The organism is Christensenella sp. KGMB01412 (assembly GCF_055522415.1).
This window is the reverse complement of the sequence record NZ_JBVFVW010000004.1, coordinates 202,936-215,378: the sequence shown is the minus strand read 5'-3', so window position 1 is coordinate 215,378 and position 12,443 is coordinate 202,936. Positions and strand designations below refer to the sequence as shown.

At 49.9% G+C, this 12,443-nt stretch carries 12 protein-coding genes; 7 read left to right on the top strand and 5 right to left on the bottom strand.

Features of this window, described 5'->3' with window-relative positions; translation table 11 throughout:
- The first annotated feature begins 7 nt into the window (after nt 1-7).
- The 5 genes from ACS5WU_RS08585 to ACS5WU_RS08565 all read left to right on the top strand — a co-directional run bounded on the left by ACS5WU_RS08585 (nt 8) and on the right by ACS5WU_RS08565 (nt 5,100).
- On the top strand, nt 8-1,198 hold the full coding sequence (locus ACS5WU_RS08585) for an ABC transporter substrate-binding protein (RefSeq protein WP_046443363.1): 1,191 nt from the start codon (nt 8-10) through the stop codon (nt 1,196-1,198).
- A gap of 3 nt (nt 1,199-1,201) precedes the next feature.
- Nucleotides 1,202-2,221 (top strand): FecCD family ABC transporter permease, encoded by a 1,020-nt coding sequence (locus ACS5WU_RS08580; protein WP_059109357.1) that lies wholly within the window; start codon nt 1,202-1,204, stop codon nt 2,219-2,221.
- Nucleotides 2,218-3,006, top strand: coding sequence for an ABC transporter ATP-binding protein (locus tag ACS5WU_RS08575; RefSeq protein ID WP_046443361.1), 789 nt, complete (start codon nt 2,218-2,220; stop codon nt 3,004-3,006). Before ACS5WU_RS08580 ends, ACS5WU_RS08575 begins: the two co-directional genes overlap by 4 nt.
- Before the next feature lie 223 nt (nt 3,007-3,229).
- A complete protein-coding gene (locus ACS5WU_RS08570) occupies nt 3,230-3,919 on the top strand; it encodes a zinc metallopeptidase (protein WP_046443360.1) in 690 nt (229 codons plus the stop codon).
- A 161-nt stretch (nt 3,920-4,080) separates the two neighbouring features.
- A complete protein-coding gene (locus tag ACS5WU_RS08565; RefSeq protein ID WP_059109359.1) occupies nt 4,081-5,100 on the top strand; it encodes a hypothetical protein in 1,020 nt (339 codons plus the stop codon).
- Between the two features lie 57 nt (nt 5,101-5,157).
- Here ACS5WU_RS08565 and ACS5WU_RS08560 read toward each other — a convergent pair whose 3' ends face one another.
- Nucleotides 5,158-5,430: a DUF1294 domain-containing protein gene (locus tag ACS5WU_RS08560; protein WP_059109360.1), complete on the bottom strand. Its 273-nt coding sequence runs from the start codon at nt 5,428-5,430 to the stop codon at nt 5,158-5,160.
- A gap of 50 nt (nt 5,431-5,480) precedes the next feature.
- Here ACS5WU_RS08560 and ACS5WU_RS08555 point away from each other — a divergent pair, with 50 nt between their 5' ends.
- Nucleotides 5,481-6,209 (top strand): tyrosine-protein phosphatase, encoded by a 729-nt coding sequence (locus tag ACS5WU_RS08555; RefSeq protein WP_046443358.1) that lies wholly within the window; start codon nt 5,481-5,483, stop codon nt 6,207-6,209.
- A 46-nt stretch (nt 6,210-6,255) separates the two neighbouring features.
- Here ACS5WU_RS08555 and ACS5WU_RS08550 read toward each other — a convergent pair whose 3' ends face one another.
- The 4 genes from ACS5WU_RS08550 to ACS5WU_RS08535 all read right to left on the bottom strand — a co-directional run bounded on the left by ACS5WU_RS08550 (nt 6,256) and on the right by ACS5WU_RS08535 (nt 10,417).
- Complete coding sequence (locus tag ACS5WU_RS08550; RefSeq protein ID WP_046443357.1) at nt 6,256-8,541, bottom strand: trypsin-like peptidase domain-containing protein; 2,286 nt, start codon at nt 8,539-8,541, stop codon at nt 6,256-6,258.
- Between the two features lie 85 nt (nt 8,542-8,626).
- Nucleotides 8,627-9,148 (bottom strand): Gx transporter family protein, encoded by a 522-nt coding sequence (locus ACS5WU_RS08545; protein WP_046443356.1) that lies wholly within the window; start codon nt 9,146-9,148, stop codon nt 8,627-8,629.
- Nucleotides 9,132-9,500 (bottom strand): NusG domain II-containing protein, encoded by a 369-nt coding sequence (locus tag ACS5WU_RS08540; protein ID WP_052740441.1) that lies wholly within the window; start codon nt 9,498-9,500, stop codon nt 9,132-9,134. Before ACS5WU_RS08540 ends, ACS5WU_RS08545 begins: the two co-directional genes overlap by 17 nt.
- Nucleotides 9,500-10,417, bottom strand: coding sequence for an FAD:protein FMN transferase (locus tag ACS5WU_RS08535; RefSeq protein WP_465089099.1), 918 nt, complete (start codon nt 10,415-10,417; stop codon nt 9,500-9,502). The genes ACS5WU_RS08540 and ACS5WU_RS08535 overlap by 1 nt, the downstream gene beginning before the upstream one ends.
- Before the next feature lie 316 nt (nt 10,418-10,733).
- On the opposite strand from ACS5WU_RS08535, the gene argS reads away from it, so the two are divergent.
- The gene (gene argS / locus ACS5WU_RS08530; protein ID WP_465089098.1) at nt 10,734-12,425 is read left to right on the top strand and encodes an arginine--tRNA ligase; all 1,692 of its coding nucleotides are present in this window, start codon (nt 10,734-10,736) and stop codon (nt 12,423-12,425) included.
- Nucleotides 12,426-12,443 lie beyond the last annotated feature (18 nt).

The window sequence follows — 12,443 nt, the reverse complement described above, 5'->3', positions numbered from 1 at the left end:
GGTAAAGATGAAAAAAGGTATTGCTATTTTATTGTCTGCCGTGCTGTGCATGGCGCTACTCATGACTGCTTGTGCACCGGCTGCCGAAACGCAGGAGCCTTCTGCGGAAGCGACGCAAAGCGAAGAGGCAACACAAAGCGCAGAAGCAAGCGCTTCTGCCGAAGCGTCGGAAGCGGCGCAAACACGCACAATCACGGATCACGCCGGAAATGAAGTGGTTCTCCCGGAAAAGGTAGAACGCGTGGCGATCGGCGGTCTTACGCCGTTAACATCAGTTTACTGCATGTTTATGGGTTCGTCTGACGGTCTCGTTGGCATTCACCCGGATTCCAAAAACGCTGCGGTTAATTCCATTCTGGGGGAAGCGTATCCCGGACTCAAAGAGCTGCCGGACGGTTGGGCGAGCGGCGACGACATCAATATGGAAGAACTGCTGAAATTAGAGCCGGACGTTGTATTTTACAACGCGGACGTAACGGAAAATTATGAGGCGCTCAAAGCGGCTGGAATTCCTGCGGTTGGGTTTTCCACCACGCTCTATGACGACTACAATACCATCGAGACTTTTAACGCCTGGATTGACCTTTTAAAACAGGTGATGGGCGAATCCGACAGGGCGGATGGCATCATCCAATATGGTGAGGATGTCCAAAAGCAGGTTGCAGATACCCTTGCGGGCGTTTCGGACGATGAAAAACCAAATACGCTGATTCTTTCAAATTATAACGAATCTGCAATCACCGCGGGAGGCACAAGCTTTGCGAATTACTGGATCACCTCCACCGGCGGCGTGAACCTGGGATATGACGTCGGCGCCTTTGTGGGCGAAGTAAATATGGAACAGATTTATGAATGGAATCCGGAAGTGATCTTCCTCAACAGCTTCTCTGCCTATACGCCTGAGGACCTTTACAACAACACAGCGGCGGATGGCCATGACTGGAGCGGTGTGAAGGCCGTGCAGGATAAGCGCGTCTACAAAATACCGCTGGGAATGTATTACTGGTTCCCGCCGTCCTCCGATTCCCCGCTGATGCTGCAGTGGATGGCGAAGCAGATGTATCCAGAGCTGTTTGCAGACCTTGACATTGAACAGGAGATCAAGGATTATTACAAAGAATATTACGGACTTGAGCTTACGGACGAGCAGCTTGACCTGATCCTTAATCCGACGCCGGAGTCAGCAGCGGCATTTTAATCGATGTTGACCTTAAGGAAAAATCATGTACTGAGAAATATTATATTGCTGGTTCTGCCCATTGTTACGGCTATCATCTGTATGGGGATCGGACGTCTGCTTCTGGGGCCGGATGAGATTGTATCGAACCTGTTTCGAATCATCACCGAAGGCGCCGATAGCGTTGATCCGCAGATATACAGTGTGCTGATCAACGTGCGGCTTCCGCGAATTATTCTCGCGGTGCTGTGCGGGGCAGGACTGGCGGTGTCGGGCGCGGCATTCCAGAGCATTTTTTCCAATGCTCTGGCCACGCCGGATACGCTTGGCGTGGCGGCGGGCTCCAGCTTTGGAGCGGCGCTGGCGCTGCTTTTGGGAATGGGGCTTATCTCCGTGCAGCTCACTGCGCTGGGGATCGGCTTCATTGCCGTTTTGATGACCTACATGATCAGCCGCCAGAAAAAAGGCGCAAGCACCATCATGGTCATCCTTTCAGGCATGGTGATCGCTTCGCTCTTCGAAGCGGGTATCTCGATTATCAAATTTGTGGCGGACAGTGAATCGCAGCTTCCCGCAATTACCTACTGGCTGATGGGAAGCCTTGCCAACACGAGCTACAAAAGCCTTATGCTGGGAGCGCCCTTTATTGTTGTGGGCATTGGGATTATCTTCGCGCTGCGCTGGAAGCTGAACGTACTGATGCTCAGCGAGGACGAAGCAAAGACCATGGGTGTGAACATCAAGGTCATGCGCGTGGTAATCGCTCTTGCGGCGACGATGATTACAGCGTCCTGCGTTTCCATGTGCGGGCAGGTAGGCTGGGTAGGGCTATTGATCCCTCATATCTGCCGGATGCTGTTTGGCAGCAACAACCAGAACATCATACCCGCCAGTATCAGCCTTGGCGCGGTGTTCCTGCTGATAATGGATACGGTGGCGCGCAGCGCAACGGCTGCGGAAATACCGATCTCCATTCTGACCGCGGTGATCGGCGCGCCATTCTTCATCATTTTGCTCAAAAAAACGGGAGGTGCAAACCTGTGATTTTTGAAGTGGTAAACGGTTCGTTTGGATATCAGCCGGGACATGAGATCCTGCACAACCTGAATTTCCAGGTGCCGGACGGAAAAATACTTTCCATACTGGGACCGAACGGTGTGGGGAAAACAACGCTCCTGCGCTGTATGATGGGACTTCTGCACTGGAAAAAAGGAGAAAGCAGAATCGACGGCGAGAACATCCGCAAAATGCCCGTACGCAGGATATGGAAAAAAATTGCGTATGTACCGCAGGCAAAGGGAAACGCGCTGATGTATACGGCGGAGGAAATGGTGCTCCTTGGGCGCTGCGCGCATCTTGGAATGATGCAGCAGCCCGGACGCGAAGACATTGAGACGGCGCGCGAGGCCATGGCGCTCGTAGGCGTTACGCACCTTAAGGAAAAGCTTTGCTCGCAGATGAGCGGCGGAGAGCTGCAGATGATATTGATTGCCCGCGCTCTTACCACGAAGCCATCCATGCTGGTTCTTGACGAGCCGGAATCAAACCTGGATTTTAAAAACCAGTTGATCATACTGGATACCATAAAAAAGCTTTCCCAGGAAAAGGGGATTTCCTGCGTTTTTAACACGCACTATCCGGATCACGCGCTTAAAATTTCCGACGAAGCCCTGCTGCTCGATAAATCGGGCCGTTGTACGTTCGGAAGCAGCAGCGATGTAATCAACTGCGAAAATATGCAGCGATCTTTTGAGGTCGAGGTTTATATCGACCATTTGAAGGTGAAGGGCACAAGCATTGCCTCTGTGGTACCGCTTGCCCTGCTGTAACGTAAACCAATCCGGAATGAAACGGCCCGCACATCTGGTGCGGGCCGTTGTTGTCTCAGGAAAAGTTGATTTTCCCGTGGCAGGCCCGGTTTGGGAAGCTTAACGTTGCTTCTTGATTCGTTCAAGTCAGGGACAGAAACGTTTTGACCGGGCGTATTTACGTTTATATATAGTTCATAAAGAAATGATATAAAGGAAGCACAAGTAAAAAGGAGTACAGACAATGTTTTTTCCATTTTGGTTTGACTGGACCTGGCTGCTGCTGATACCGGCGTTTATTGTGACGATCTGGGCGCAGGCGAAGGTCAGCTCCACCTATAAAAAGTATTCGCAAATACCTGCGCAGAGCGGTGTGACGGGCAGGGAGTTTGCACAGTCCATGCTGCGCCAGAATGGCATAGACGGGGTGAAAATCCAGTCGATTGCGGGAGATATGACCGATCACTTTGATCCGCGTACCAACACGGTAAGCCTTTCTGAGGGCGTATATGCAAAGCATAGCGTAGCCGCCGTTTCGATCGCCGCACACGAATGCGGGCACGTGCTGCAGCGCTATAAAAAGTATGGGCCGATGCGCGTCAGAAACGCGATTGTTCCAATCGTAAATATCGCAAGCAACCTTGCGTTCCCCCTGATTTTGATCGGCATATTGTTTTCGACTTTAAGGCCCCTGATCGAGATTGGCGCGTGGGTGTATTTTGCGGTTGTGATTTTTCAGCTTGTGACGCTGCCGGTAGAGTTTAACGCCTCCAACAGGGCAATGGCAAATATTACGGCGTCAGGAGTTCTGACCGTGCAGGAGCAGAAGGAAGCAAGGAAAATGCTCAATGCGGCGGCAATGACGTATGTGGCGGCAATGCTTGCGTCGTTCCTTTCCTTTCTGCGTTTATTCCTTCTTTCCCGCAGGAACTAAAGATACTGGATTACGAAGGCGGCTTCCGGATAGAGGCCGCCTTTTTTTTGTTTCAATCTCACTTTTTCAAAAAAAGAATGGAAAATAGTAAAAGTGTGACCATAATTGAGACCGGACAGGTATAATATAAAATCAGAAAAAGAAAACAGGAGATCAAAAAAATGGAACACACTAATCAGAAAAAAGAAAATAAAAAGAAATGGTTGCTGGTCGTGTCCCTGCTTTTGATTTGTGCATTCATAATTACGCTGTCGGTTCTCGCCGCCACCGGTACGCCTGACAATACGCCGGAAACAACACAAATCACAGAACCGGAGGTTCCGCTTGCCGGCGCCGACGCGTTGGGGCAGAACGATACGGCGGGGGAACCGGAAGAAGCGGAGAACCTCCCGTCAGGAGACGCGGATGTTTCCGGTGCGGATGACAGGGAAGCTGTTGTAGCAGAGACGGTACAACGGATATCGCCGTCAGCAGAAGCGCAGGGCCTGCAGGGAGCAACTTTTGTGGGAGAAACCTTTGTGGGTGCAACTCCGGTGGACAATTACCAGGGGAACCCCGATTTCGTAGAACCCAATCAGGTAGAACCTGATCCGGTGGAACCCAATCCGGTGGAGCCTGATCCGGTGGAGCCTGATCCGGTGGAACCTGATCCGGTGGAACCCAATCCGATTAATGTTACCGTGAACGCAATCGAATGGCTGACGGCCCAGTTAAGAGATCCACAGTCTGATGTATATCAATATTTCGATACGCGGGGCGCCAAAACGACACTTGATTCCACGGGCCCGAACTTTGCCCCAACGGTAAACGACCAGTTGAGGCAGGATGTGGAAGGCATCGACGGGGATTCGGAATTCAGTTGGAGAATCTGGAAAGAAACGAACGATCAATTTAATATTTTCTGGACAAATGAGGACATCTCGAAAATGGACAAGGGCGACGTAATTGGGGATATAACGAAATGCACTGTGGACAAAAATGATACGCAGGACGCAGAAATGGTTCACGGTACGGCAGAGGTGACAACGTCCCAGGTCACCATGGGCGATGGAAGCAAAGAGACGATCAATACGATCTGGGGAGGCTCCTTCAAGGAGGACGAGCCGGAAGCAGGGCAGGTTCAGAAGCTGGACGATCTGGAAGAAGAACCGGAAGAACCCGTCGCAGAAGCTGTCGCATAAATGATACGAAAAACAGGACCGAATCAAAAACAGTCGCTTTGGCGGCTGTTTTTTTGTTTAGAAGTATAAGGCCTTAACCATCAATATAAGACAGGCGGCCCATATGGCGCAAAAGACAGGAATCAGGATCCGAAAGGCAGTATGCTTTGTTTTATGGCGAAAGCGCAGCATACCAGCCAGAAAGCCAAAAGCGCCTCCGATCGCCGACAGGAAAAACAACGTTTTTTCAGGCGTGCGGCGTTTATGCTTGATTGCGGCACGCTTATCGTGATAACATACGGTAAAGGCAATGATATTAATCAGGATCAAATAAAGAATCAGATAGCTCATAATGGATGTTATTATAACACGCTTCTGTGCAAGCTGAAAAGGAGTTTTCTATGGACGACTACAAGGTAAACGAACCGCTTCCCCTCAAGGGCACACGCAATGTGCGCGAGCTGGGCGGGTACCCGACTGAAGATGGAAAGACAACAAAGGATAAGGTTTTTTTACGGGCGGATAATTTGAAAAAGCTCACGAAAAAAGGACGCAATTACCTTTACGATTACGGAGTACGGCTGGTGATCGACCTGCGAAGTGAAGCGGAAATTAAGCGCGGAGCGGACAAAATAGATACGAAGCAAATGGAATACGTAAATTATCCCCTGTTTGATAAGGTACAGTCCACGCTGCTCAAAGGGAATTTGCCCAAAAACATGAGCGATATGTATACGGAGCTTGTCGAGAACAGCAAGGATACGTTGGCGGCTATTTTTCGCAGGCTGATAGAGTGCGAGGGCTGCGCGCTTTTTCACTGCACAGCGGGCAAAGACCGCACAGGAATCCTTGCGATGATGATATTAAAAGAGGTGAAGGTTCCGGACGAGGTGATTATCGCGGATTACAGCGTGAGCGGCGAGCATATGAAAAAGGTCTTTGACCGGCAGCGGTGGTGGGCAAAATTCGCAGGCATCACGATTCCCGATTATATTTTTGAATCGAGGCCGGAGTACATAAAAGACCTGATGGACCACCTTACGAAAACCTACGGCTCGGTGCATGGTTACCTGAGGGAGATCGGGCTTAAGGAAGAGGAACTGACGGCCCTGCGGGATAAACTGGTATAAAAAAGAAGCCAACCGTTTTGCAAAACGGTTGGCTATATTTGGTTGCTTACAGGAATGGGGAAACATCCAAAAATCCCATTCGAAGCAGATATCCCCCTTCTTCCAAATCTGCCAGGGATTCATAATAGGTCATATCCGAAAAGATGTAATTACTTTCCACTGCAGGTAGCAGCGTAAGATAATCGGCAGAATTTTTGTAGCTTTCGATTGCGGAAAAGCACGATTTTGCCATATTATATTCGTTCTTTCGCATCATTTTACAGCCATACTGGTATACAAGCTCCTCTATGGCCTGTATGGATTCCTGCATATCCGGGTAGTCTTCATATTTTTTTACTGTGTAATAAGCGTTCAGGGGCTCGTCCTTGTCAATGTAACCTTTGGCAATCAAAAGAGAATTTTCCATCGCTTTTGTGCGTGCGTCGGAATAATCTCCAAGCTGGAAAAAAATACTTTCCGCTTGATAATACTTCCCGGCCTCGGAATAAGCGTATCCCCGCCCGTAATTAATTGAGTCCAAGTCGGCCGAGTTGCCTTTTTTGTCAGTGTAGGTTTTGATCATAGCTTCGCCGCCTTCAGAATCGCCGCCTGCGATTATAAAAAGCCCTTGCTGCAAATCGACTTCTGACAATAGCGTATTTGCGGGGCCGTACATCTGTAGGTTCTGTAGCAAAGCGCGAGCCTCGTCGAATTGATTTTTTTGCAGAAGCAGTGCCGCGTCTGTATAGCTACTAAGATTACGGATGTCGTCAGTGATTGGCGGAAGCTTTTCAATTTCCTTTTTAGCCTGATCAAATTCAAAATTTTCAGCGTAAGCGTATGCAGTATTATAAGTTTGCACAAGGATATAGGCCCCAACGCCCACAACCGCAATAAGTCCGCCGATTATGCTGAAGGCGACAATTTTATTCCGTTTTTTTGTGCTCATTTTTTTGCGTTCTTTTTTAACCGGCGCAACCTGGGGCTGGAACGCCGCAGGTCCGGAAGCAGTCCATGTTGCAGGCTCTGTCGCCGTCGCGATCCGTAATGCCGGGAGGAAAGAAGCCGCATCTTTCAAGCGGGATTCTATCTTGAGGGAAAGGGCGTCCTTTAAAGCTTTTTTTTCAGGATCTGAAAGCGTAAGGCTTTCAATTTTTTGCTGTGTGTGGGAATCGTCCTCCAAACGCGCCATAACCTCCGGCAACCGTTCACCCGTGAGCACACGATAAAATAAAGCGCCCAGTTGGTAAACATCCGTCCATGTTCCAAGCTGTGAAAATTCTTTATACTGCTCCGGCGCGGAATAGCCGTTCGCGAGCGTCTGTTTTTTCGCGGGAAGCAGAGAAGCTTCACCGGTCTCTGGCCGTACCCTGATATTTTGCGGATAAATGGATAAGCTGCATTTGCCGTTCCTTTGCAGCTCTGCCACTTGCCGGGCAACGGGCGTAAGAAGGCGGGATGCGAAATCATGATCTAAAATACCGCCGGCTTTTTCAAGGTATTCGTTGAAGGAAATGGTTTTTTGCTTTTTCGTATGCCTCATTTTGCGGAGCTTGAAGAACCATAACAGGAACAAAACCGCCGCAGCTGCAATGATGATATAAATCCACAGCATTCCGGAATACAGGGGATTTGAGCTTGCCTTGTAAGGGATTCCTTTCTTGTCAAGGGAAGGCAGGAGCTCGGAAATACAAAGGGAACCGTACAGATTTGAATCCTGCGTTGACGAAAAGGTGTTGATCCCTGCCACGACTCCATTCTCATTGATAAGGGGGCCGCCGGAGTTCCCGCCAAAAATGGACGCGTTCATTTGCAGGCCGGTTGCAGAACGTTCGCCGGTTCCGAAAGCAAAAGATTCTTTTACCGCGCTGATAATACCGTCGGTGATTGTTACATCCTGGCCGACATTGCCGGTACGGTCAAATATGCTGTCCGCAGAGCCCGGGAAGCCAAGTGCGTAAACGCGCTCCCCGGTTAATTTGTCCGGTTCCCCGGCGTACAATACCAATGGCCTCATACCCGAAATGGGCGTATCAAGCTTTAAGACACAGGCATCTATGTCGGGAAGATCGATCTCTACGGCGGCATTTACAGAATCATATTCACCGAAATATACGGTAAATGTTCCGTTGTCTCCTTCAATGACATGATGATTGGTTACAACATATTCTATGGTGTCCGCAGTACCGATCGCAAAGCCGGAGCCGCTGAATACTCCCTCGTCGTTTTCCACCTCGATGTAAACTGTAGACTCCCGTGCGTCAAGCACGGGCTTTGGAACGTTTGCCGCCAATGCAGCACTGCCTGTCAGCAGGACGACGGCGATGAGAAGCACACATATTATTTTTTTCATACGAAAGCCCACCCTAAATATTTATTACCTTTATTATACGATACCGGGTGGCAAAACGGGGTAAATTTCGTAGAATTAATAAAAATTATTTCGTGCCTGATCCGTAAGGGGATTTGACTCTATTCAGGACAAGGCTTGTGAGGATGCCAATAAAAAATCCGCATACAGCGCCGGTGAGCAACAGGAAAGGCAGGTAATAGGATACCTGCGGCGTCGCTGTCAAAAGCGCCGCGGCAAGGAGCTGCATCAGGTTGTGCGTGATGCCGCCCAGTACGCTTACCTTAATCAGGGATAAACGTTTTAAAAACAGGAACATCACAAGCAGCGATACAAGGCCTCCCCCGAGCGAAAAAAACAGCATTGTAATATTGCCGGAAAGGAGCGCGGTAAGCAGGCAGCGCACCACACAGATCAGCGTCGCATACCCCCCGCCAAGGTAGATGAGGGCAAACAGGGATACCACGTTTGCCAGCCCAAGCTTAAAGCCGGGCAGCGGAAGCAGTGAAGAAACCGCAGCGTCAATCAAAGACAACGCAAGGGCGATTCCGCACAATACAGCGGAAAGCACAAATTTTGAGGTAGCGGACCGGTTATCCTGTAACTGCATCGATATCCGCCTCCCCTCCGGTGATCGTTGCGCTCACGCCGTTTGGCGCGCACACGATGCTTTGTCCCGTATGCGAGATGCTGCCGGCCTTTTCGCACTGGTGGTTGGGGCAATCCGTTTCAATGATACGCACCTCGCCGTTTTTGATTTCAAAGACGTTTTTATATTCTCCACTGACTTCATATGTAGTATCTTCTGTGAGCGGAAGGGTGGCGATCAACTCGCCGTTCCGCCGAATTTCCACATCATGGCCTTTCCCGGTGGGAAGCATAAAAAACCATATCAAAAGAACCGCCGCCACAATAACGACGGTAAAGATAATATCGCTTTTTTGGATCAGTTTTTTTTGCATCAGGCCGCCTGTTCCCTGTAGTTGGTGTTTTTTACTTTAAAATCGTATTTTTCCCGGAAGCCGTCCGTTGTGACAATCTCTTTGTTTTTGGTCAGGTACAGTACGTCAAGGCCGTTTTGCTGCGCAAATTCAATCCCTGTTTCCACACCCATAACAAAAAGGGCAGTGGAATAAATATCCGAGAGGATGCCGCTGTCTGCAACCACAGTGACGGATTCAATTCCATTATCCGCCGGATATCCGGTTTTTGGATCGATGATATGGTGATACCAAACTCCGTCTTTTTCAAATCCACGTTCGTAAATACCTGAGGTTGATACAAATTTGCCCTCAAGAAGGATGGTGCCCATATAGTCGTTTTTGCCGCTATAAGGATCGCGTATGCCAATCTTGTAGCTGCTGCCGTCCGGCTTTGTTCCTTTCGCATAAATGCTCCCGCCAAGCGAAATAACGGCAGATTCAATGTTGTTCTGTTGCAGGTTTTCGGCAATACGGTCAAGCGCATAGCCCTTTACTGCGCCGCCAAGGTCGATCTGCATGCCGCCGGTGTTTGCGGTATTGTCCGCCGGTTCGACAGTGACCTTCCGGTAATCCGTAGCCGCAAGAAGCGCGGTAAGTTCCTGGTCATCCGGGACACGGACACTGTCCGTTCCAAACCCCCATGCGGTTATGACGTCGCCGAGTGCGGGATTGAACGCGCCGTCCGTCTTTTCCGCCTCTGCAAGGGACGCCATGAGGACCTGTACTGTATCGGATGAAATCTGGACGGTCTGTCCCTGAGAGGCGTTGAGTTTTCCGACGTCGCTCGTATTGATGGTTTTGGACATCTCGTTTTCAATCTCACGTAGTATGTCGTTATTTTGGATGATAACATCAGCGTCGGAAGCGTAAACCGTTTGCCGGATTACAGTATCCATTGCGAAGGATTCGTTTGTTTGAAGCTGTGCCGCGCATGAAAACAGGAGGATGGATGATAAAATGACAAGCAACACGGGGATAAAGCGTTTCATCTGTTACTGAGCACCAGAAGCACAACTGCAAATACGATGAAAGGCACCAGGAATAACAGCCGCTTGAATCCTAATTTCATTTTGTTCCTCCACAAGATTTCATTTCCGCTTTCTGCGCTTAAAGTAGATTATACCACACAAAATGCGTTGATAAAACCGGAGATTTGTGGTATATTAAGTGTTACTGTAAACCAGAAAAAACACGCGGCACGGAGGAAAAAGAATGGATCTGAAAACCGCACTGGCGGAGGAAATCGCAAAACACGCGGGGCTTACGTCCGGTGAAATATCGCAAATGCTGGAAACGCCGCCCGATCCCAAACTGGGCGATGCCGCATTGCCATGCTTTCAGCTTGCAAAGGTTCTGAGGAAAGCGCCTCCGGCAATCGCGCAGGAATTATCTGAAAAAATTGAAAAGCCCGATTTTGTTGCAAGCGTCGAGGTAACGGGCGGGTACCTTAACTTTTTCTACGACAAGGAGTTATACGCGCGGTCTGTGCTCGCAGAGCTTGCGGAAGCAGGCGAGCGCTGGGGCAGCTCGCAGATCGGCGACGGCAAGACCGTCGTGATCGATTATTCTTCCGTAAATATTGCAAAGCCGTTCCATATCGGACATCTTTCCAGTACGGCAATCGGCAGCGCCCTTTATAAAATCCACAAATTCCTGGGCTACAACGTTGTGGGCGTAAACCACCTTGGAGACTGGGGAACACAGTTTGGAAAGCTGATTGCAGCCTATAAAAAATGGGGCGACGACGATGAAATCAACCGCGATTCCGTGACCGCGATGCTCAAATTATATGTGCGCTTCCATGAGGAGGCGGAGAAGGACGACAGCCTCAACGACGAAGGGCGCGCGTGGTTTAAGAAGATCGAGGACGGGGACGAAGAGGCAATGCGTATCTTCGGCTGGTTCAAAGAGCTTACGCTCCGGGAGGCAAAACGTGTGTATTCGCTTTTGGACGTGCAGTTTGACAGCTTTGCGGGCGAGAGCTTCTACAACGATAAAATTCCGGCGGTGCTCAGCGAGCTGCGGGAGAAAAACCTGCTGGTGGAAAGCGAAGGGGCCTTTGTAGTGCGCCTCGATGAAGAGGAGCTGCCGCCGGCGATTATATTAAAATCGGACGGGACAACGCTGTACGCGACGCGTGACCTTGCGGCGGCGGAATACCGCAAGAAGACCTATGATTTTTCAAAATCCCTGTATGTGGTTGCGTATCAGCAGAACCTGCACTTCAAGCAGCTGTTTGCGGTGCTCAAAAAGATGGGCCACGAGTGGGCGGACGATTGCGAACACGTGGCGTTTGGCATGGTGTCGCTCGAGGACGGGACGATGTCTACGCGGCAGGGGAAGATCGTCCTTTTGGAGGATGTCCTCAAAAAGTCAGTGGAAAAAACATTATCGGTGATAGAGGAAAAGAATCCGGGACTGGAAAACAAAGAGCAAATCGCAAGCGATATCGGTATTGGAGCGGTCATTTTCTCTACGCTGTCCCAAAGCCGCATCAAAGACATTACGTTTTCCTTTGACCGCGTTCTGAATTTTGACGGGGAAACAGGGCCGTATGTGCAGTATACACACACGCGCTGCTCGAGCGTCATCGCGCGGCATAAGAAGAACGGCGAGGGAATGGACGTTTCGGTGCTTGCGAACGACGAGGCAATGGCAGTGGAAAAATTGCTTGCGTCTTTCCCGCAGACTGTGGTTTTGGCGAGTGAGAAGTGTGAGCCGTTTTATGTGACGCGCCACCTGGTGGAGCTTGCACAGGCGTTTAACAAGTATTATTATGAATACAGGATCATTGATGAAAATATCCCGCAGACCAACGCGCGCATCGCGCTTGCACAGGCTGTGAAGGATACGCTCAAAACAGGGCTTACGCTGCTTGGTATCAAAGCGCCGGACAAGATGTAAAAAAGAGAACCGACAAGA

Coding starts and splice junctions, on each gene's coding strand:
- ACS5WU_RS08585 (WP_046443363.1), top strand. CDS start 8: ATGAAAAAAGGTATTGCTATTTTATTGTCTGCCGTGCTGTGCATGGCG.
- ACS5WU_RS08580 (WP_059109357.1), top strand. CDS start 1,202: ATGTTGACCTTAAGGAAAAATCATGTACTGAGAAATATTATATTGCTG.
- ACS5WU_RS08570 (WP_046443360.1), top strand. CDS start 3,230: ATGTTTTTTCCATTTTGGTTTGACTGGACCTGGCTGCTGCTGATACCG.
- ACS5WU_RS08565 (WP_059109359.1), top strand. CDS start 4,081: ATGGAACACACTAATCAGAAAAAAGAAAATAAAAAGAAATGGTTGCTG.
- ACS5WU_RS08560 (WP_059109360.1), bottom strand. CDS start 5,430: ATGAGCTATCTGATTCTTTATTTGATCCTGATTAATATCATTGCCTTT.
- ACS5WU_RS08555 (WP_046443358.1), top strand. CDS start 5,481: ATGGACGACTACAAGGTAAACGAACCGCTTCCCCTCAAGGGCACACGC.
- ACS5WU_RS08550 (WP_046443357.1), bottom strand. CDS start 8,541: ATGAAAAAAATAATATGTGTGCTTCTCATCGCCGTCGTCCTGCTGACA.
- ACS5WU_RS08545 (WP_046443356.1), bottom strand. CDS start 9,148: ATGCAGTTACAGGATAACCGGTCCGCTACCTCAAAATTTGTGCTTTCC.
- ACS5WU_RS08540 (WP_052740441.1), bottom strand. CDS start 9,500: ATGCAAAAAAAACTGATCCAAAAAAGCGATATTATCTTTACCGTCGTT.
- ACS5WU_RS08535 (WP_465089099.1), bottom strand. CDS start 10,417: ATGGATACTGTAATCCGGCAAACGGTTTACGCTTCCGACGCTGATGTT.
- argS (WP_465089098.1), top strand. CDS start 10,734: ATGGATCTGAAAACCGCACTGGCGGAGGAAATCGCAAAACACGCGGGG.